The following is a 21,759-nucleotide window of genomic DNA, read 5'->3' on the forward strand; positions in this document are numbered from 1 at the left end:
TTTCCGGATCAGTTTGATGTTGATGTCGAGAAAAGACGGGATTCTATTCATGTCGTCATCTATGGCAATAAAGGCTGTTGTACATCGATCAACAATGTTTTATGCCTTGGAAATTGACCGCGATCAATGATGCTAGAGGGGGCAGATGGCTATGATACGGCCACCCAATTAGTATGGCTGGACGTGCGCTCCAGACCGCCAGACGGTTTCGGTGACAGCCGCGTACCGGTAAATGCATGAATCCACCATGCAAGCAAATAAAGCGCATACCGTAACTGCAGTGGTAACATCTGGCCCTTGCCTTTCAGGCTGCGCTCCAGATCGCGTGCGCACAATTTTGTACCGAATTTTTATTTGAGTTGAACGCAGCGCGAAGCGGATTCATGTTCGCTCGCGTATTTTTGCAAAAACAAAGGAGTAGTGATGAGTAAGGCATTAAGCGGTTACCGCATTCTTGATTTCACGCACGTTCAGTCTGGCCCGGCTTGCACCCAGTTGCTTGCATGGTTTGGCGCGGATGTCATCAAAGTAGAGCGTGCAGGTGAAGGCGACGTAACGCGTAGTCAATTGCGTGACATCCCGGAGGCAGACAGCCTGTACTTCACGATGTTGAACAGCAACAAGCGCTCGATCACGCTCGATACCAAAAATCCAAAAGGCAAAGCCGTTCTGGAAAAGTTGATCAAGGAATGCGACGTTCTGGTCGAAAACTTCGCACCGGGCGCGCTGGATCGCATGGGCTTCTCGTGGGAACGCATTCAGGAACTGAATCCAAAGATGATCATGGCTTCGGTCAAAGGCTTCGGTCCTGGTCCTTACGAAAACTGCAAAGTTTACGAAAACGTCGCGCAATGCGCAGGCGGTGCTGCATCGACCACGGGTTTTGACGATGGTCCTCCATTGGTTACGGGTGCGCAGATTGGTGATACCGGTACGGGCATGCATCTGGCACTGGGCATCATGGCTGCATTGATCCAACGTCAAACGACCGGTCGCGGTCAGCGCGTTCTCGCAGCAATGCAGGATGCCGTGTTGAACCTGTGCCGTGTCAAACTGCGCGATCAGCAACGTCTGGAACGCACCGGCGTCATGAAGGAATATCCACAATACCCTGGCACCGAATTCGGCGATGCCGTTCCACGCGCAGGCAATGCTTCGGGTGGTGGTCAGCCAGGTTCGATCCTGAAGTGCAAAGGTTGGGAAACCGATCCAAATGCCTACATCTACTTCATCACCCAAGCCCCAGTTTGGGAACAGATCTGCAAGGTGATCGGCAAGGAAGAATGGCTGACTGATCCTGAGTACGCAACGCCAGCGACGCGTCTGCCACACCTGAAGAACATTTTCGCTACCGTTGAAGAATGGACCAAAACCAAGACCAAATTCGAGGCAATGGACATTCTCAACAAGTACGATATTCCTTGCGGCCCGGTTCTGTCGATGAAGGAAATCGCAGAAGAGCAGGCACTGCGTGATACCGGTACGATCGTGGAAGTGGATCACCCTGTTCGCGGCAAGTATCTGACCGTTGGTAACCCAATCAAACTGTCGGACAGCCCGACCGATATCGTTCGCTCGCCATTGCTGGGTGAGCACAATGAAGAAGTGCTGGCGCAGCTTGGTTATTCGAAAGCGGAAATCGATGATCTGCGTGCAGATCGCGTGATTTCGTAATCACATAACCAGTTCGAAAAAGCCCCTCGATCGAGGGGCTTTTTTTATGGCCGAATGCGGTGTGTCCGTGGGACTGGTTAAACAGGCATCTTGGCGAGCCAACAAAAAGCTTGCCTAACAGGATTGCGATAAGGCAATCTTCTGCTTCCGTCAGCGTTTTGCGTGGCAGGAAGAACAACGCACATCAAGATGCGTGGCTGCACAGTGGCCGATAAAAGAACCATCAACAAGGAGGAGTAATGCGACATTCCGTATGGAAGGGCATGCTTGCGACCATACTACTGACAATCTGTCAGCACGGCATGGCAGAAGAGGGTGTCACCGACAATGCAATTCTGATTGGGCAAACGATAGGCATCACGGGTCCGGTTGCCGGCACCGTCAAAGAAATGAATGCCGGCGCGCAAGCTTATTTCGGGCACATCAACAAACTCGGTGGTGTGAACGGTCGCAAGATTGAACTACGCACGCTGGATGATCGCTATTTGCCGGATATCGCAGTAAGTAACGCAAGAACATTGATTGAAAAAGACAAGGTGTTTGCGCTTTTCCAGAGTCGTGGCACACCACAGACACTTGCCATCCTGCCTGAGTTATCGCAGCACAAGATTCCTCTGATTGCCCCAGCCACAGGTGCGGAAAGTGTTCATGTCCCATTGAATCGCTACGTGTTCAATGTACGCGCCAAATATCAGGATGAGGTGATCAAGGCGATTGAACACTTCACGATGCTGGGGATGAAGGACATCGCCTTACTGACCTATGAAAAGGAAGATCCGCTCGGACATGATGGGCTGGTTGGTTTTAACAAAGGCATGGCGCAACATCACCTGACGCCGAGTCTGGTGGCCATTTTTCCTCGTACCAATCCAAACGTTGCCGATGTGGCTAAAAAACTGATCAACGCAAATCCGAGCGCATTGATCATCGTCAGTTCCGGCGTCAATACGGTCGAGGTGATCAAGGCCATTCGTGCACAAGGCGGCCGCATGCAGATCATGACGCTGTCCAATAATGCATCGCAGGACTTCGTGGCTGAACTGGGCAAGGATGCGGCAGGGATTGTCGTATCCCAGATTACGCCACCACCTACGTCATCCACGACGGCCCTGGGCAAGGAATTTCAGAGCATTGCGAAGGTAGCGAATGTTCCCCTGTCCTATGCGGCAATGGAAGGTTATATGTCAGCCAAAGTACTGGTTGAGGGTTTGCGTCGTGCTGGACGTAATCTGACGCGCGAAAGCTTGATCAAGACACTGGAAAGCATGCAGCGTGTTGACATCGGCGGCGTACTGATCAGTTACAACGCGCGTGACCACACGGGTAGTGACTATGTCGAGCTGACGCTGATCGGCAAAGACGGACGTTATGTACGCTGATTGCCGTTGTCGATGATCAGGGATGTCGTTGATGGCCTGCGCTGAGTGGGCGGACTGGTGAAGTTGAAGTCAACTTCAGGCACGTTGCCGGAAACGATGTCGGCAATCGCCCGGCCGGAGCCGCAGCCCATCGTCCATCCGAGCGAACCGTGCCCGGTATTCAGATACAGATTGGTGTACCTGGTTTTGCCAATGTAGGGGATATTGGATGGCGTGAGCGGCCGCAGTCCTGCCCAGTAAACTGGGACGTCAAAGTTACATGCTTCCGGAAATAGCTCGCGTGCGCGGCGGGTGATCGCATCACAACGTGCCGGATTCAACGCGCGCGAATAACCGTTGAATTCGCAGGTGCCGGCCACGCGCAATTGGTCGCCCAGACGGGACACAACCAGTTTGTAGCCATCGTCAATCAGTGAAACCGTCGGTGCCGCGGATGGATTGATCACGGGATAGGTGGCTGAATATCCCTTGCCAGGATAAATCAGGAGATCAATCCCCAGTGGCTTGAGTACATCGACAGAAAAACTGCCCATGGCCACGACAAAGGCATCGGCGTACAAAGTCTGGTGTCGACCTTCTGCATCGATGATTTCCACGCCGCTGACCCGTGCGGAGCTGCCGGTACCTTCCCTGAGCAGCCGTGTGATCGTGTGATTAAAATGGAAGGTGACACCACGGTCTTGCGCATGTTGTGCCAAACCTCTGGTGAACTGGTAGATGTCTCCGGACTCATCGCTCGCGGTAAAGTCTGCTCCCACGATTTGATCGCGGATAGCCTGGAGAGCCGGCTCCAGCCTGATGGCTTCATCGACTGTCAATGGATCGCGCGGGCATCCCAGTTCGCGCATGATGGCGGCCGATGTGAGCGAGCTGTCAAATTCCTTCTGATCCGTATAGAAATGCAGAATGCCACGCGTGAGGCAGTGATAGTCAATAGCTGTTTCTGCACGCACTTGTTGCAAAGTCTGACGGCTGTACTCGGCAATCGCAACAATCTGGCGGATGTTGTAAGCCGTGCGAGCAGGCGTGCACTCGCGCAAGAAGTGCAGCCCCCATTTCCATTGCAGCCACTCAGGACGAAAACGATAAAGGAGCGGTGCATCCTCCTTGCCGAGTGAGCGCAACAGCGTCAGCGGCGCGGTCTTGTTCGCCCATGGTGTGGCATGCGACACCGAAATCTGACAACCATTGGCAAAGCTGGTTTCTTGTGCCGGGCCTGGCTGACGATCAATAACGGTGACGTCGTGTCCTGCCTTGTTAAGAAACCAGGCAGAGGCAGTACCGATGATGCCGGCGCCCAGAACAATGACTTTCATGCTTTTTCGAACAAGGAGGGTAGATGACGGAAAGAGGTTGCGCTGCTTGTGTAAGTAACGAGAACGAAGGCTACCTTGATTTGCCTTTGCGCACCTATGACGGCTGTCAAGAAAGTGCTTTAGCGAGGATAAACACACATGCCGAGCGGCGATTTGCTTGAATAGTAGGGTAATACAATAAGTATTAAGTAATGGTATTTATTAAATACTTTAACTATACGTAATCATTTTTGACGATTACGATGCATACAAGGTCGGCAAACATGCAGGCCAACTCTGGCCGACATGCCCCCGCGAGGAGAAGTGCTATGACTATCACCGTAACTGAACAATGCCCAATCGGACCTGCCGTGACTTGCCATCTGGCAGCTTATAACGCTGCGTTTTATGAACTCGGATTGAGCTGGCACTGGGATGATGAAACCTTTCATGCACTGCAAAGCTTGCCTTGTGAGCGTGAATGGATCAAGGCATACATGAAGTCGCACCAGTCGCATTTGTTGTCGGCATACGACCCTGATTTTCTGATTGATGCGATTCAGACCGCGAAAGCGCGCTGTTTTGAAACCATGACGGATGGTGGCGTTAAAAAAGCCGCTTCGGTCAACTGGGCCGCGTTTCAGCAGGCTGAGGTTGGTGTCTGATCAAAGAATTGCACATCTGGACTGACTGATGTGCGATGCTGAAAAAAATGCCCGCTGTCAGCGGGCTTTTTTATTTTTTGGGTACGAGGGCGCAAACATTCAGTTGCCGGGCTGCCAGATGTAATCGAAACGCTCGACTGCTGTCATCCATACAATCCCATCGCCAACGTGATTGGTGGAACTCATTTGCTTGATGGTGTCGTAAAGCGATAGCGCATATTGGTCGTCAACGATCAGTTCGATACGCACTTTGGGCGAGTAGTCGAGTAGTTCTTCTTTATGACCCTGTGGCTGATGACGTAATGGTGAGCTGCAGCCTTCCACCTGAGTGATGGTCATGCCAGGAAAGCCCGGCATAACTCGCAGCGCTTCGCTGACGTCTTCTAGACGTGCCGGGCGAATGATGGCCTTGATTTCTTTCATCTGTGACTCCTTGCTTGAACGGTTGGATGATCCATGCCGTCCGTCAAGACGGCATGGAAGTCAGGAAGCCTGGATCAGGCCTCGCCAGGATTGTCGTCAAACCAGCGATACAGAACCGGCAGCACCAGTAACGTCAGGGCCGTACATGTGATCAGACCGCCGATCACAACGACAGCCAGAGGCTTTTGTACTTCCGAACCCGGTCCGGTCGCAAACAGGAAGGGCACCAAGCCAAGCATCGCTACCGTTGCCGTCATCATGACCGGGCGGAAACGCATGGTTGCACCTTTCACGACCGCATCGGCCAGTTCCATGCCGTCTGTACGCAGCTTGCGAATGTAAGACACCATCACCACGCCATTCAACACAGCAATACCCCACAGCGCGATGAAGCCCACAGACGCTGGCACGGACAGATATTCGCCCGTTACGAACAAGCCGATGATGCCGCCAATCGAAGCGAACGGCAGCACGGTGATGATCAGCGTTGCGTAGCGGACCGAATTGAACAGCAGGAACAGCAGGAAGAAGATCGCACCGACCGTGACAGGCACGATGATGGCCATATGGCCCAAAGCGCGTTCCATGTTCTGGAACTGACCGCCCCATTCAAGGTAGTAACCGGAAGGCAGTTGTACCTTGGATTGCACGACTTGCTGCAGTTCTGCCACGAAGCCACCCAAGTCACGGTTTTCGACGTTGATTGCAACCACGACGCGACGCTTGCCGCCTTCGCGACTGATCTGTGCAGGACCGTCACGTACTTCGATCTTGGCCAGACTGTCGAGCGGGACGCGTACACCGTGCGGTGTGGTCAGCAGGATTTGGCGAATCGCCTGCACGTTGCCACGGAAATCTTCCGGCAGACGAACCGCGGCAGAGAAGCGGCGTTCACCTTCGTAGATTTCGGTTGCCGTCTTGCCGGCAATTGCCACCTCGATCACGTCATGCACATCAGACACGTTCAGCCCGTAACGCGCGATGGCCTGACGATCAATGTTGATCGACAGATATTGCTGACCGCTGACGCGATCAACGCGGATATCACGTGCACCTTGTACGTTACCGGCAACACGTGCAATCTCCTGTGCCTTCTGCAGCAGTCGATCAAGATCTTCACCGAAGACTTTGACCGCAACGTCGGAACGAACACCCGTCACCATTTCGTCAACACGATCCGAAATTGGTTGGGCCATGACGACCTGCGCACTTGGAATGACTTGCAGGCGTTTCTGAATTTCCGCTTCAATCGTGTTTTGCGTCCAGCCCTCCGGCCATTCGCTCTTCGGTTTCAGGCTGACGATGGGTGTGGATTCATTCTGCGCCTGGGGATCCGCAGGGCTTTCACCACGACCGACCCCGGAAATGGCTGACTTCACACCAGGAACCGACATGACAATCGCCATGGCTTGTTTCTCGAGTGCGATCGATTCTTCGAGTGAAATGTTGGGCACACGGTTGATACCAGGCACGATGGAGCCCTCTTTCATTTCCGGAATGAAGGCAGTGCCCAGCAACGGCAACAGTGCAACCGACGCAACGAAAGCGCCAACGGCAAGAATCAGCGTTTTCTTCGCATTGGCCAATACCCAACTCAGCATACGCAGATAATGTTTTTTCATGAACGCGATTACACGCGTGTCATGTTCCGCGCCACCTTTGAGCATGTACGAAGACAGGACGGGCGACAGCGTCATCGACAGGAACAAGGAAATGGCCAAGGCAATTGCGATGGTGTACGCCAAGGGGGCAAACATCTTGCCTTCCATACCCTGCAAGGTCATCAGTGGGAGGAACACCAGAATGATGATGCCGATACCAAATACCACTGGTGTCGCGACTTCGATCACGGCGTTCAGAATGATCTGAATCTTGCGCTTGCCATACTTGTTCGGTCGCCCAAGATGTTCGAAGGCGTTTTCCACCACCACGACCGAGCCATCGACCATCAGACCGATCGCTACCGCAAGGCCGCCTAATGACATCAGGTTGGCCGAGATGCCCAGCTGGTTCATGAAGAAGAACGTGAGAAGTGGTGTGAGCACCAGCGTCGCAACAACAATCACGGATGACCGCACATCGCCAAGGAAGATAAACAGAATGATCACCACAAGGGCGACACCTTCCATAAGCACCTTGGCAACGGTCCACAATGCCGAGTCGACCAGTTCACTCCGGTCATAGTAAGGCACGATTTGCAGGCCATCGGGCAGCATGCCCTGACTGTTGATTTCTGCAACACGGTCCTTGATCCGGGTGACGACTTCCTTGGCGTTGCCTCCTCGCATCATCATCACGATACCGCCGACGGATTCGGTCACACCATTCTTGATGAGCGCGCCGTACCGGACTTCATGTCCCATGCTGACCTTGGCGACATCGCGGACGTACACTGGCGTGCCATTCGATTCCGAGAGGACGATATTGCCAATGTCATCCAGATTTTCAATTAGACCAACACCACGGATCAGGTATTGCTCAGCGTATTGCGGCAAGATGCCGCCGCCGGAGTTGGCGTTGTTGCGTGCCAGTCCCTGATAAACGGTTTCAAGCGATATACCGTAGTAGGTCATGCGATCCGGATTAACCAGAACCTGGTATTGCTTGACGTAGCCACCTTGCGAGTTGATTTCGGCAACTTGCGGGATCGAACGTAACAGTGGACGAACGACCCAGTCTTGCACGATGCGACGTTCGGTCAGCTCTTTCTGAGTCAGTTCGCGGTCACCATCATCTGGTTTGTCGAGCGTGTATTGATAGACCTCGCCCAGACCGGTTGAAACAGGACCGAGCACAGGCGTGATGCCGCTGGGCATACGTGAACCGATCTCGATCAAGCGTTCCATTACCAATTGCCGCGCAAAGTACACATCGGTGGCATCCGTGAAAACCAAGGTGATCAGAGACAGGCCAGGCTTGTTCAATGAGCGCATTTCTTCTAGACCGGGCAAACCGGTCATGGCGATTTCGATCGGAACGGTCACGAAACGCTCAACTTCTTCAGGCGAGCGGCCGGTAGCATCCGTTGCGATTTGAACCTGCACGTTGGTTACGTCAGGAAAAGCATCGACAGATAATTTACGCATGGCGTCGAGGCCCACAACAAGGGCAATGACGGCCAGAACGATAACAATCAGCCGCTGCTGCAGAGCAGTGCGGATAGTCTTCTCTAGCATGATTTACTCCTGAGCGATGCCGACGCGCTGATTGTTCAGATGGAAGGCACCCTCGGAAACGATGCGATCGCCTGCCTTGAGTCCAGAGATGACCGTACGTGTGCCGTTATGTGATTGGCCCAGTTGCACTTGGGTGGCGCGGTACTGACCTTCTTTGGTTTCGACGAAGACCAGATCTTCATTCTCGAAACGTACTACTGCCGAGGCTGGAATCACCAACTGTTCAGTAGGGCGGCTTGCGATCAGCATGGTCGCAAGCATCGCTGGTTTTAGTCGACCATCTTTATTGTCGATCGCAGTACGAACTTGTACAGTACGTGTCTCAGGATTGACGATTTGGCCGACATAGATCAGCTTGCCGGAAAATCGCATATGGTTGAGTGCAGGAACTTCAATATCCACCGTCTGGCCGGTTGCGACAAGATCAGCCTGTTGCTCGGGGACTTCTGCCACTGCCCAGACTTGAGACAGATCGGCAACGGTAAATAAAGCATCGGCTGGTTGTACAACTTGGCCTGGCGAGACCTTGAACTCGACAACCGAGCCACGCAGTGTGGAGACGACCGGCGAGAAGGAACTGATCTCGCCACTCTTGCCCATGTTGGCAATTGCCGCAGGCGACATGCCCAAAACCTTGAGCTGATCGGATGCTGCACGCGATTCGGCAGCGGCGACGGCCGCTTCGTTTTCACGACGTTGCAACTCTGCTTTACCGATAACATCGGCAGCGAACAACTGTCGTGCACGTTCCTTGTTATCCATTTGCAGCTCAGCTTGTGCACGCGCTTTCAGATACGCAAGCTGGGCGCTACCGAGTTCCGTGCTGTGCAGACGTGCCAGCACATCACCCGGTTTGACGGCTTGACCAAGCATGGCGGTAATGTCGGCAACTCGGCCAGTGACTGGTGCGCCAATACGTGCCATGCGTTCGCGATCAAAATCGATCAAGCCGGCAACGCGCAGCACATCACTGAAGGGTTCCAGTCCGACAGTTGCAATTTTGATGCGTGTACGCGCCGCTTCATCGGCGATCACCATGTTAGGGTCGGTTGGTGCGGCGGGTGCTGCACTTTCCGCAGGTGCCTTGTCGCCGCAAGCAGCGAGTGAGAAGCAAAGTGCGATGAGCGCTGCGGAGGTGGAGAGTCGAGAAATCATGGTGCGGTACCTGTGGAAGAGTTAGCCAATAGCCGTTCGATTTCGATGGCGGCGACTTGCAGATCAAATTGGGCAGCGATGAGCTCGTTACGCGCGGTGCGCAGAACGCGCTGAGCGTCGAGGTAGTCGATGATGCCGCGCTCACCGTAGCGGTAAGCCGCTTCGGCGACACGCAATGCACTTTCAGCCTGACGGACGATGCCGGACTGTAGTGCATCCACTTGCGATGCTGCGATCTGGAATTGTTGATAGGACGAATCGAGGCGTTGTGTCATTTCGAACTCGCGTGCCTCCAGCGTGCTGCGAATGCGCATGGCGTTGGCGCTTGCTTCATTGATCGGGCCGCGATTGCGATCCCAGAGTGGCAGACTCATGACCACGCCGAACTGGGTATCACGAACTTCGGGATCCCGAGCCGATGTCGCCTTCAGAGCGATGGTCGGCATGCGCAGCGAACGTTGATAGTCCACGGCCATGTCGGCACGCTGAAGCTCCAGACGATACTGATTCAATTCGTGATTGCCGCTCAGCATGGTCTGACGCAGCGTCTCCAAAGCAGGCATGGTCGGGATGGTGTTCATGCGACCGGCGATCGAGAAGGTAGCCGGCAATACATTGCCGACTTGCTGACGCAGGAAAGACTTGGCTTGATTGACGCGTAGCAGTGCACTCTGGCTGTTCTTCTGTGCGTTCAGCAATTCTGCCGAGACCCGAATGGCTTCGTACTTTGGCGCATCGCCCACATCGACACGTACCTGGGCGCGATCATAAAGCTGCTGCGTGAGTGACAGATCTTCCAGTGCCGCTTCCAGTTCAGCTTCACGACGCAGGGTTTCATAGAAGCCGCGTTTGACTTGTCCGGCCAGCTCGTTGATGAACTGGCTTTGACCGGCCGTCGTGGCACTCAGCGTTTTGCGTGCCATTTCCTGACGCAGATAGCGCTGGCTCGGTAGATCCAGGCGCTGCGTGATCGACACCGTTTCTCCATCGCCTGGTACCCCGCCAGGGGCTCGTGCGCGGACACGACCAGCGGTGTATTCCACTTCCGGATTCGGATAGGCGCCGGCGGTAGTTACACCGGCACGTGCTGCTTCGACGCCGGCAGCGGTGGCTTCCACATTTTTGTTCCCTTGCATGGCAAGAGACAAGAGTTGGTCCAGCGTGTAGGGCTGCGCGGCAGAGGCATGCGACCATATGCCAGCCAGCCATACTGACGTGATAAGTAAAGTAATAGGTTTCATGTTTTTCGTTAAAGCGAGTTCTCGCCGTGCGAATTGCTCGCACGGCGCACGGACAGCCGATTGGCCCCGAAAGGTGAAGAAATTCTTAAGCCGTCAGCGACGGCGGGCGATACGCGCGGAATACCGGCGCAGGGCGAGGGGGATGTTGCGCGGCCATGAACAGGGTGTCGGCCAGCATCGGGCCATTCAGGCCGAGTGCAAAGGGGATATCGACTTCCTGCGGGTCGGGCAATTGTGTTTTGGAGTGTTTGCTTTCCGGAACACGGACGTGGCAGGACAGATTGTCTTCCGCCATGTCGTCCCAGACGGGATCCTGAATTTGCGCAAGGATGCCGAACTTGTCGTCAGCGTCGGCTTCCCAGCGCGCCAGCTCTGCCAGAATTGGATGAATATCCTGAACGACCAGAGAGTAAGGCAGACGATTTTGAGGCGTATCGGTTTCTTTCGCGGAAAGCCGATCAATGACGGTATCGATCAATGCATTACTGATGAAAACGGTTGAGCCTTGTGCAATCGCGTTTGCCGGTACGTTGGCGTTTGTTTTGCAAGATGTCGAGCCGGCCCACACCCATTGGAGCGGCAAGCAGAGCACGACAAATAGCAAAAAAACATGGCGCATTTGCAACGTTTCAATAATGGAAGATGCTTTTTGCAATTTTACTCGCTTTTTCGGCGAGACCGCCGAGACTAGATAACAGCGATGATGCAAATTGCATGCCTAAGAGCAACCTCGGCCTCATTCCTGTGGAAAACTGAACGAAGGAGCTTCCGAGGATTGCACGCGCATGTGTCCGATATTCAGGTGCGATGCCCAAACATCATCTGGTCTGCCAGCACTTTCTTGCCCGGTGCGAAGCCATCGACCAATCCCAAAGATAATCCAAGCAAGGTTTGTGTCGGACTATCCCGATGGCGGCTGGTGAAAACGCGGGCCATGATATCCGTCAGGTGGATTGTCAGATTGCGATCATCTTTCCGACTTTGTGCAAACTGGGCGACGACCTCGGCAGTCGCAAGACCGCTCGTCAGCAAGCGGGCCAATACACTGGCATCGCGTAATCCCAGATTCAACCCCTGACCGGCAACCGGATGCAACGTCTGTGACGCATTGCCGATTGCAATGACCCGGCTTTTGTCACTTGGTTGCGCATTCAGTCCCAAAGGAAAAGCGTTGCGCGCGGAAACGTTGGTGAAATTACCCAAGCGGCCGCCAAACGCGTCGGATAATTCAGCCAGAAATTTCTTGTCATCCAGCGCCAGCAAGCGTCGGACGGTATCCGGGTGAACGCACCATACCAACGCGTAGCCATCTTCCTGCGGCAACAGCGCGAGCGGGCCTTCGTCGCAGAATCGCTCAAAAGCACGATGGGCAATCGGCATATCGGCATGAACATGCGCAACGATGGCCGTTTGTTCGTACATGCGATGCAATTGTTTTGGTTGCTGATCGGCGAATAATCCCCCTTCGGCCTGAATCACGAGGTTGGCAGTGATGGAAGGACGATCCTGCAGCGTAATGTGTGCACCGTTGTGTTCTGCGATGTCGACGATGCTTGCGGGACGCAGGATATGGATGCCGCTATGCTCGAGGGACGCGGTCAACTTGCTGACAATGGCGCCGTAACGCAAGACGTAACCAAGAGCCGGCAGGCCATAGTTGTTTTTGTCGATCAGCGTGCGGCCAAAACGGCCGCGACGTGAAACATGGATTTGCTCAATCGATGTGAAGCTGGCAGGCCATGCATGCAACTGCTCCAGCAACTGACGGCTGCCCCATGACAAGGCGATGGAGCGCGGATCGCGGGCGGATTGTTCGGCGGTCTTGGCATCAATCAGAGCGATGCCTTGCGCGCGCATGCCACGGTGAATGAGCATGGCGGCCAGGCCCAACCCCACAGGTCCGGCACCGCAGATGGCAATATCGAAATCTGTCTGCATGTCAGTGCCGCATCAGTGTTTCGATATCGGCGACGGTTTTCGGTGCCTGTTCGCTCAGGATGTGTACGCCCTCGGCTGTAATCAAGGCATTGTCTTCGATACGAATGCCGATATTCCAGTATTTTTCCGGCACGCCTTCCGCAGGCCGCACATAGATGCCCGGTTCCACAGTCAAAACCATGCCGGCTTCCAAAGTGCGCCATGGTCGGTCCGCACCGGCCGGTGCGGCATCGCGATAGTCCCCAACGTCATGTACATCCATGCCAAGCCAGTGCCCGGTGCGATGCATGTAGAACTGACTGTAGTTGTGATTGGTAATGACGTCGTCAAGCGTGCCGACCTTATTGCTGTCCAGCAGGCCAGTGTCGAGCATCCCTTGTGCGAGCACGCGTACGGCGGCATCGTGGCCATCCATGAAGCGCTTGCCGGGCTTTGTTTCAGCGATGGCGGCATACTGCGAGGCGAGCACGATTTCATAAAGCTCTTTTTGAGGGCCTGAAAATTTGCCGCTGGCAGGAAACGTACGCGTGATGTCGGAGGCGTAGCTGTCGAGTTCGCAACCGGCATCGATCAATACCAGATCACCATCCTTGAGCTCGGCATCGCTTGCGCGATAGTGCAGTACGCAGGCATTGGCGCCTGTCGCAACAATCGAACCGTAGGCAGGAAACTGCGATCCGCTGTTGCGGAATTCATGCAGGATTTCTGCTTCCAGCTGGTATTCACGCAGGCCCGGACGCGCGATGCGCATGGCGCGCCGATGTGCCGCTGCAGCAATATCGGCACTCCGCTGCATGATGTCGATCTCGACCGCATCTTTTTTCAGACGCATGTCATCGATCAAGATTTGCACGTCGAAGGCAGCATTCGGCGGCGTGATGCCGGCGCGTGCCTGCGCGCGCACGGACTGTAACCAACACTGGACTTGTGCATCAAGTTTCTGATCGCTGCCGAGTGCGTAATAGAGCGCAGGCGCGTTGGCCATGAGGCGCGGCAATTCAGTGTCCAGTGAATCGATGGGATAGGCAGCATCGAATCCGAATGTGGTGCGGGCGACGTCGGGGCCGTAGCGGAAACCATCCCATATCTCGCGCTCCATGTTCTTCTCGCGGCAGAAAAGAATGGATCGATTGGTTTCTCCGGCAATCAACACAATCACTGCTTCAGGCTCGGTAAATCCGGACAGGTAGTAAAAATAGCTGTCGTGTCGATAGGGATAATCTGCATCACGATTGCGCATCACTTCAGGCGCGGTCGGGATGATGGCAATGCCGCCTCCCTTGGCATGCATTTGTGTGATCAGGGCCGTGCGGCGATTTGCATATGGGCTCATTTGATCCCTCCTGTGAATGGCGCATTGAGTGCTTCGAGTCGTTCCACTGTGCCGACATCGGTCCAGTCGCCCCGGTAGAGTTCGCCGCCGACTTGTCCGCGGGCAGCATATTCGCGCAGCAGGGTGGCGAGTTTGGCCGGCTGACCGGATTCGATCGCATCAAACATGGAGGGGCGATAAACGCCAATGCCGGAAAAGGTATGGCGGGGCTCGCCTTCGTTGGCAATCAAAAAGCTATTCAGTGCGAAATCACCGGCGGCATTGTGCGCAGGATTCTTGACCAGATAAAGCCACGCCACGTCACGCGCATCTGCTGGGTGCGGATTGCCCCAGACGTCATTGTCCTCGAGAACATCGATGGTCTGCTTGAAGTCAAAATGCGGGCAGTAGATATCGCCTGCAATCGCGAGAAACGGTGCATCACCGAGCAGGTGGCGCGCCTTGGCGATACCGCCGGCTGTTTCCAGTGCGGTACCCTCTGCGGAATAGGTGATGTGCGCACCAAACTGTGCGCCGTTTCCTAACGCTTCTTCGATCATGTGTCCGAGATGGGCGTGATTGATGACGATCTCGGTGATGCCGGCGCGTACCAGATTCAGGATATGCCAGACGATCAAGGGACGCCCGCGCACTTTCAGCAAGGGCTTGGGGCAAGTGTCGGTGAGCGGACGCATTCTTTCACCGCGTCCGGCAGCGAAAATCATCGCTTTCATGTTCGTAAAATCTTGTTGGGTTCCATTCCCTGTTTATAGGTGAGGAAGGATGTCAAAAGGTGTAACCGACTGCCGGCGTCTTGTTTTCAAGTTCATCAAGCAACCGGACCAGCGGCGCCAGCTCCTTGTAGCGATAGGCGACTTTGCGCGTGTATTCCATGACCAGCGGTAGATCCTTGAGGTATCCGTCTTTGCCGTCGCGATGATAGAGGCGTGCAAAGATGCCCAGCACCTTGAGATGACGCTGCAACCCCATGAATTCAAAATCACGATAGAAGCTGTCGATATCCGGGTTGACAGGCAGGCCGGCACGGCGGGCGCGTTCCCAGTAGCGGATGACCCAATCCAGCACCAGCTCTTCATCCCACTGAATATAAGCGTCGCGCAAGAGAGAGGCGAGGTCATAGGTAATCGGGCCGAACACCGCATCTTGAAAATCCAGAATGCCAGGATTGCCTTGCGACAGCACCATCAGATTGCGCGAGTGATAGTCGCGATGCACATAGACTTGTGGCTGCGCCAGATTGTTTGCCAGCAGCAGATCAAAGATGCTGTTCAGCGTCGCTTGCTGTTTCTCGTTCAGCGTAAGCCCCAGATGTTTGTTGATGTACCAGTCCGGAAAGAGCATCATTTCGCGCAGCAGCAAGGCGCGATCGTATTCCGGCAGGACATCAGGCTGACTTTGTGCCTGCATCAAGACCAGCGCCTCGATGGCATCCATGTACAGTTTGTGCGCCGTGTCTGGCGTCAGCAATTGCAGATAAGTCGTATTGCCAAGGTCAGACAGCAGCAGGAAGCCGTTTTCCACGTCCTGCTCCAAGATGGCCGGTACCGACACACCGGTATCGCCCAGTACCTTGGCGACATGCACGAAAGGGCGTACATCCTCTTGCGGTGGCGGTGCATCCATCACGATAAAGGAGGCTCTGTTTGCGTCATCGATCCGGAAATAACGGCGGAAACTGGCGTCCGAGGACGCCGGGCGCAAGGATTCCGGCAGGAGTTCTCGTGCGTTGAGCGTGGCGATCCAGGATTTGATGGCGTTCAGACGCAAATCAGGAGAGTTGTCTGGCTGGGATTGGGATGACATGAAGCGAACCTGGTGAATACGGTTTGTGGGCGTTGAGTTCCCATATAATAAGGGATTAAATTCCAAAAGACGCCAGCGATGGTACTCAAACACTTATTTTCATGACCTGGCTTCCCCCTCTCCATCCAAAACGACGGTCCATGATGGTTATGACAGCAATGGCAGCGGCAATTTCTGCGCTGCCTTTTGCTGCTTCTGCGCAGACGACAGGGCCGGCGTCTTCACTAAGCAGTGACGCCAACGCACCGACCAATATCAGCGCCGAACAAATGACCGGTCGTCCGGACCGGGAGGTAGTCCTGGAGCGTGACGTGGAAATTATCCGCGGCGAAACGACCATGACATCGGATAAGGCGACTTACTGGATTGCCGAGGATGAGATTGAGGCGAGCGGTAATGTGAAAATGACGCGTTTTGGCGATCGCTATACCGGCGACAAATTGCGTTTCAAAATGGATGCGGGGACGGGGTATGTGGAAAACCCGACATTCCATATGCGCGCTAATAGTGGACAGGGGGCGGCAAGCCGTATTGATTTCGAGTCTGATGATCGGGCATTGATCACGCAAGGCACATATAGCACGTGCGAAGGTCCGGATCCGGATTGGTATCTGAGCGCGAATACCATGCATCTCGACAAAGGGCGAGATGTGGGGACGGCTGGCGCAACAGTCGTTTACTTCAAAGGAACGCCGATTATTGGAACGCCCTATATGTCTTTCCCTTTGTCGGGAGAGCGCAAATCGGGTGTGCTGCCGCCGAGTATTGGGACGACGACTCGCGGTGGTTTGGAAATTTTGGTGCCCTATTATTTCAATATTGCACCCAATAGGGATTTCACATTTTTGCCGCGTATTATTTCGAAGCGTGGTCTTCAGCTAGGTGGTGAAGCACGTTATTTAGGAAGTACTTATGCCGGCGAGACACATTTCGAATATTTGTCGAATGATCGGGAAACGAAAACAGATCGTTATTCGATCTCGACGCGCCATACTCAGCGGTTGAGTCCGGAAGCGAGCTTTGGCTGGAATATCAACGCGGCATCGGATGACAATTATCCGCGGGATTTCTCGCGTAATCTTGCGACCAGTACCAATCGCCTCCTGTTGCGGGACATTAATTTCAGGTACCAAAGTGATTACTGGAGTCTGACGGCTCGTGCAGCGGGCTATCAGGTTTTGCAGGATATCTATGCGTTGACGCCAATTACACGTCCTTACGATCGATTGCCGCAAGTGACGTTTGCCAGTGCCAGACAAGATGTGGGTGGTTTCGACTGGACTGCCAATGCAGAGGCAACACGCTTTTATCATCCGGACATGGTGCGTGGCGATCGTTATGTGATTAACCCGAGTTTGTCGTACCCGATTGTGCGACCCGGATATTTCATTACGCCGAAAGTGTCCTTGCATGCAACGTCGTACAGCGTGCGCGATCCCATGACGGATCTGAGTGCCAGCTATAACCGCAGCTTGCCAACCGTTTCGCTGGATACAGGGTTGATCTTTGAGCGTGAAGCGAGTTTCCTCGGGGAGTCAATGACGCAGACTTTTGAGCCTCGGATGTTCTACGTAAAAACGCCATATCGCGATCAAAGCATGATTCCGATTTTCGATACGGCCGAGGCAGACTTGAGCTTTGCCCAGATTTTTTCCGAAAATCGCTTCATCGGCAGTGACCGTATTAGTGATGCGAATCAATTGACGCTGGCCATGACATCACGCTTTATCGAAAAGAACGGTGTCGAGCGACTGCGTGTCGCTTTTGGCCAGCGTTTTTACTTTGACGAACCGCAAGTGACGTTGCCGAATCGTGCCCCGAGCAACGATAAGAAATCTGATTTCTTGGCCTCGGCTGCATTGAAACTGTCCGATACCCTGAGCACGGAAGGTCATTTGCAATACAGTGCAACGCAAAAGACAATTAGTCGTGCCAACTATGGCTTGAGCTGGCGTCCCGAACCTAAAAAGGTCTTGAATTTGACATATCGTCGCGACAAGGCGAACGAATTGAGTCAGATTGACGTCTCAGGACAATGGCCGATCGCAGATCGCTGGTACGGCGTCGGACGTATTAATTATTCGCTATCGGATAACACACAGGTCGTTAATTCGACCAATCGAATTTCCGAAGGATTGTTGGGGCTTGAGTACAAGGCAGATTGCTGGATTTTCCGTATTGTCGGACAGCGTTTGCCAACTGGGACCGGGCAAGCCAATACCAGTCTGTTTTTCCAACTTGAGTTGAGTGGTCTGACAAAGCTCGGTTCGGACCCAATGACCGCAATTCGTCGAAATGTGCCGGGTTACCAGCTCATTAATCAACCTTCCAATGTCACTGGCATGTAATCATGAAAAAAAATGTTTCAACGTCTGCAGTCCAGAATGTATCTAGTCGCAAAAAGCTGGCATGGATTGCGGCATTTGGATTGTCCTGCTGTTTGAATGTCAGCGTACATGCGCAGGAGACGAGCGCCACGACTTCCGCAAGCGAGCGCGTGCAACCTCGTTTGGCTGATGCAATTCTGGTCGTTGTGAACAGTGATGTGATCACGCGTTACGAGTTCCTGCAGCGTTTGCAAATGGTTGAGCAACGCTTGAAAGCGCAAGGCGGGCAAATGCCGCCGATCCAGCAATTGCAGCGTCAACTGCTGGAGCGCATGATCGTCGAAAAAGCCCAATTGCAACAAGCCAAGGAGCGGGGCATCAAGGTGGATGACGCAATGCTGGATCGTGCGGTTGCGCGTATCGCCGAGCAAAACAATATGGGCATGGCGGAGTTCCGTCGCCGCCTTGAGCAGGATGGCATGTCATACGCAGCGTTCCGCGAGGATATTCGCAGAGAGATCACGATGCAGCGTTTGCGTGAGGTGGAAGTCGATAACAAGATCCAGATTTCCGATGCCGAAATTGATGTTTTTCTGGAGGAGCACCAAGCCGGTGCCAAGGCTGCCGCCGCGGCCCAGGAATTGAATATTGCGCAAATCCTGATTCGCGTACCGGAAAATCCGACGCAACAGCAGCTCATTGAAAGCAAACGTCGTGCGGATGACGTCATGGCGCAGTTGCAGGCGGGTGGGGATTTTGCCAAGCTGGCCGCAGCATATTCCGACTCGCCGGACGGGCTAAGCGGTGGTGAGCTTGGCTGGCGGTCTCAGGATCGTCTGCCGCAGTTGTTTGTCGAGGCCACAGCTGGACTCCAGCAAGGACAGATTTCACAGATGATTCGCAGCGGGAATGGTTTTCATATCCTGAAACTCGTCGGCAAGCGCGTTCAGAGCGTGATGCGTGGTGGGGCGGACGAGGCACAACAACAGCCTGCAATGCCAAGTGTGCAACAAACGCATGCGAGCCATATCCTGATTAAGGTCAATCAGGTCGTCACGGCAGCGGATGCGCGTCGTAAGCTGGCCGAGCTCAAACAGCGGCTGGATAATCACGCCGCCACATTTGAAGAATTGGCGCGTTTGTATTCGAATGATTTCTCCGCTTCCAAAGGAGGTGATCTGGGATGGATTTATCCAGGTGATACCGTGCCCGAATTCGAGCGTGCGATGAATGAACTCGCAGTCGGTCAGGTTAGTGAGCCGGTGGAATCACCTTTCGGTTATCACCTGATTCTGGTCAAGGAGCGTAAAGTCGATGACGTTTCGAAAGAGCGTCAGCGCATGGCGGCACGTCAGGCGATTCGCGAGCAAAAGGTAGAGGAAGCGACGCAGGATTGGTTGCGTCAGGTGCGTGATCAGGCGTATGTCGAGTATCGTGTGGGCGAGCAGTAAGGCCTTGGTGTGAGCCAGCGTCCGACGATCGCCATTACCTGCGGAGAACCTGCTGGTATAGGACCGGAAATATCGGTCAGGGCCGCGTGGGAGTTGCGCGCCGATGTGCGCAGCGTCCTGCTTGGCGATCTGGCGATGCTGACGACAGTTGCGCGGGCGATCAATCCGGCGATCAAGCTGGTGACTCTGGCATCGATAGATGCACTGTCCCATGACAGCAATTGCAACGCAAGAGATCAGTTGTTCGTCGTCGATTGTCCTTTGTCGGTTCCGGCTGTTGCGGGTGTACTTGATCCACTTAACGGTCTGGCGGTTTTGCATACGCTGGATGTTGCGATCGATGCGGCGACGCAAAAGCAGATCGATGCCATCGTGACCGCACCGTTGCAGAAATCCACCATCAACGATGCCGGTGTTGCCTTCAGCGGTCATACCGAATATCTGGCAGAACGTACGGCAACGCCACAGGTCGTCATGATGCTGGCGACGAATGCCACACCACAACCGTTGCGTGTAGCGTTGGCGACAACGCATTTGCCGCTCAAAGACGTGTCCAGTGCCATTACCTTCGAGCGTTTGTCATCGATTCTGGATATTGTGCACGCGGACCTGCAAACAAAATTCGGCATTGCCAGACCGCGCATTCTTGTCACGGGACTCAATCCGCATGCAGGTGAGGATGGCTATCTCGGGCGTGAAGAAATTGACGTGATTACGCCCGTGTTGAAAGCCGCCTTCGCCAAGGGACAAGATGTGCGTGGCCCTTACCCTGCGGATACCTTGTTTCAACAACGTCACTTGGCGCATGCCGATTGCGTGCTGGCGATGTATCACGATCAGGGTTTGCCTGTTCTGAAATATGCAAGTTTTGGTCTGGGCGTGAACATCACCTTGGGGCTGCCCATCATACGTACCTCGGTCGATCATGGCACTGCGCTTGATCTTGCCGCCAAGGGGCTGGGGGAGGCAGATTATGGCAGCATGATGGAAGCGATTCGTGTTGCAGCACAAATGGCTTGCGCCTCGCGTCCGGTACTTTCCTAATTTCCAGAAGACAGCATCAGGCTGTCTTGCTCACACTATGAATCACACTCCTCGCAAGCGTTTCGGTCAGAACTTCCTGACGGATGATGCGGTGTTGCACAACATCATTCAGGCCATCAATCCACAATCACATGACACCATGGTTGAGATTGGTCCGGGCCTGGCAGCCATGACGCGCTTGCTGGTGGATAACGTTACAGCAATGCATGTCGTTGAGCTGGATCGGGATCTGGTGGTGTATCTGAAGAAAAACTTCAGTGCCGACCGATTGACTGTGCATTCGGCAGACGCCTTGCAGTTTGACTTCAGCGCCATTCCTGTGCCGGCTGATCGCAAATTGCGTGTTGTCGGTAATCTGCCTTACAACATTTCCAGCCCCTTGCTCTTTCATTTGGCCGAGCTTGCGCCCCATGTGCAGGATCAGCACTTTATGCTGCAGAAGGAAGTTGTTGAACGCATGGTGGCAGCGCCTGGCAGCAAGGCATTCGGTCGTCTGTCCGTCATGCTGCAGTGGCGTTATCACATGGAACTGATGTTTGTCGTGCCACCGGAGGCATTTGATCCGCCGCCACGCGTGGATTCGGCGATCGTGCGCATGATTCCTCTGTCGCAGCCTCTGCCTTGTGATGGCGCAAGGCTGGAACAGGTTGTACAAAAGGCGTTCTCACAACGACGCAAGGTAATTCGCAATTGTCTCGCTGGTGTGGCAAATGAGCAGCAGTTGATTGCGGCAGGCATTGATCCACAACTGCGACCAGAAGCAATCGCGATGGAGCAGTATGTCGCCTTGACCAACTTGCTGGGCGAATAAGTCCTGGGCACAGGTTCGTCGCGCGCAGAAAAAGCGCGTACAGC

At 54.3% G+C, this 21,759-nt stretch carries 17 protein-coding genes; 7 read left to right on the forward strand and 10 right to left on the reverse strand.

The window, feature by feature from the left end:
• Positions 1-423: 423 nt before the first annotated feature.
• Both frc and IEV29_RS14665 read left to right on the forward strand, forming a co-directional pair.
• A complete protein-coding gene (frc, locus tag IEV29_RS14660; RefSeq protein WP_188382072.1) occupies positions 424-1,674 on the forward strand; it encodes a formyl-CoA transferase in 1,251 nt (416 codons plus the stop codon).
• A 239-nt stretch (positions 1,675-1,913) separates the two neighbouring features.
• Positions 1,914-3,053 (forward strand): ABC transporter substrate-binding protein, encoded by a 1,140-nt coding sequence (locus IEV29_RS14665; RefSeq protein WP_188382073.1) that lies wholly within the window; start codon positions 1,914-1,916, stop codon positions 3,051-3,053.
• Here the strand turns inward: IEV29_RS14665 and IEV29_RS14670 are convergent.
• Entirely contained in the window at positions 3,041-4,369 is a 1,329-nt protein-coding gene (locus IEV29_RS14670) for a D-amino acid dehydrogenase (protein ID WP_188382074.1), read from the reverse strand. The genes IEV29_RS14665 and IEV29_RS14670 overlap by 13 nt on opposite strands.
• A 308-nt stretch (positions 4,370-4,677) precedes the next feature.
• On the opposite strand from IEV29_RS14670, the gene IEV29_RS14675 reads away from it, so the two are divergent.
• Positions 4,678-5,013, forward strand: a complete 336-nt coding sequence (locus IEV29_RS14675) for an HAD family hydrolase (protein ID WP_188382075.1) — start codon at positions 4,678-4,680, stop codon at positions 5,011-5,013.
• A 99-nt stretch (positions 5,014-5,112) separates the two neighbouring features.
• On the opposite strand, the gene IEV29_RS14680 is transcribed toward IEV29_RS14675, so the two are convergent.
• From IEV29_RS14680 to IEV29_RS14720, 9 genes are all read right to left on the reverse strand, one after another.
• Positions 5,113-5,436: a P-II family nitrogen regulator gene (locus IEV29_RS14680; protein WP_188382076.1), complete on the reverse strand. Its 324-nt coding sequence runs from the start codon at positions 5,434-5,436 to the stop codon at positions 5,113-5,115.
• A 74-nt stretch (positions 5,437-5,510) separates the two neighbouring features.
• Positions 5,511-8,612 (reverse strand): efflux RND transporter permease subunit, encoded by a 3,102-nt coding sequence (locus IEV29_RS14685; protein ID WP_188382077.1) that lies wholly within the window; start codon positions 8,610-8,612, stop codon positions 5,511-5,513.
• 3 nt (positions 8,613-8,615) lie between these two features.
• Positions 8,616-9,767, reverse strand: a complete 1,152-nt coding sequence (locus IEV29_RS14690) for an efflux RND transporter periplasmic adaptor subunit (protein WP_188382078.1) — start codon at positions 9,765-9,767, stop codon at positions 8,616-8,618.
• Entirely contained in the window at positions 9,764-11,008 is a 1,245-nt protein-coding gene (locus IEV29_RS14695; RefSeq protein ID WP_188382079.1) for a TolC family protein, read from the reverse strand. The genes IEV29_RS14690 and IEV29_RS14695 overlap by 4 nt, the downstream gene beginning before the upstream one ends.
• Before the next feature lie 85 nt (positions 11,009-11,093).
• Positions 11,094-11,627, reverse strand: coding sequence for a hypothetical protein (locus tag IEV29_RS14700; RefSeq protein WP_188382080.1), 534 nt, complete (start codon positions 11,625-11,627; stop codon positions 11,094-11,096).
• A gap of 179 nt (positions 11,628-11,806) precedes the next feature.
• Positions 11,807-12,946 carry an FAD-dependent monooxygenase gene (locus IEV29_RS14705; protein ID WP_188382081.1) on the reverse strand — a complete coding sequence of 380 codons (1,140 nt, stop codon included), beginning with the start codon at positions 12,944-12,946 and terminating at the stop codon, positions 11,807-11,809.
• A gap of 1 nt (position 12,947) precedes the next feature.
• Positions 12,948-14,279, reverse strand: a complete 1,332-nt coding sequence (locus tag IEV29_RS14710; protein ID WP_188382082.1) for an aminopeptidase P N-terminal domain-containing protein — start codon at positions 14,277-14,279, stop codon at positions 12,948-12,950.
• Complete coding sequence (gene murU / locus IEV29_RS14715) at positions 14,276-14,992, reverse strand: N-acetylmuramate alpha-1-phosphate uridylyltransferase MurU (RefSeq protein WP_188382083.1); 717 nt, start codon at positions 14,990-14,992, stop codon at positions 14,276-14,278. Before murU ends, IEV29_RS14710 begins: the two co-directional genes overlap by 4 nt.
• 52 nt (positions 14,993-15,044) lie before the next feature.
• Positions 15,045-16,082 carry an aminoglycoside phosphotransferase family protein gene (locus IEV29_RS14720; RefSeq protein ID WP_188382084.1) on the reverse strand — a complete coding sequence of 346 codons (1,038 nt, stop codon included), beginning with the start codon at positions 16,080-16,082 and terminating at the stop codon, positions 15,045-15,047.
• Between the two features lie 140 nt (positions 16,083-16,222).
• Here IEV29_RS14720 and IEV29_RS14725 point away from each other — a divergent pair, with 140 nt between their 5' ends.
• Genes IEV29_RS14725 through rsmA form a run of 4 tightly spaced genes read left to right on the forward strand, consistent with a single transcriptional unit; the run spans position 16,223 to position 21,715 of the window.
• Entirely contained in the window at positions 16,223-18,430 is a 2,208-nt protein-coding gene (locus IEV29_RS14725; RefSeq protein WP_188382085.1) for an LPS-assembly protein LptD, read from the forward strand.
• A 2-nt stretch (positions 18,431-18,432) separates the two neighbouring features.
• On the forward strand, positions 18,433-19,860 hold the full coding sequence (locus IEV29_RS14730) for a peptidylprolyl isomerase (protein WP_188382086.1): 1,428 nt from the start codon (positions 18,433-18,435) through the stop codon (positions 19,858-19,860).
• A 9-nt stretch (positions 19,861-19,869) separates the two neighbouring features.
• A complete protein-coding gene (gene pdxA / locus IEV29_RS14735; protein WP_188382087.1) occupies positions 19,870-20,904 on the forward strand; it encodes a 4-hydroxythreonine-4-phosphate dehydrogenase PdxA in 1,035 nt (344 codons plus the stop codon).
• Between the two features lie 37 nt (positions 20,905-20,941).
• On the forward strand, positions 20,942-21,715 hold the full coding sequence (rsmA, locus tag IEV29_RS14740; RefSeq protein ID WP_188382088.1) for a 16S rRNA (adenine(1518)-N(6)/adenine(1519)-N(6))-dimethyltransferase RsmA: 774 nt from the start codon (positions 20,942-20,944) through the stop codon (positions 21,713-21,715).
• Positions 21,716-21,759: the final 44 nt, after the last annotated feature.

The sequence above is a fragment of the Oxalicibacterium faecigallinarum genome, assembly GCF_014635705.1.
GTDB lineage: Bacteria > Pseudomonadota > Gammaproteobacteria > Burkholderiales > Burkholderiaceae_D > Oxalicibacterium > Oxalicibacterium faecigallinarum.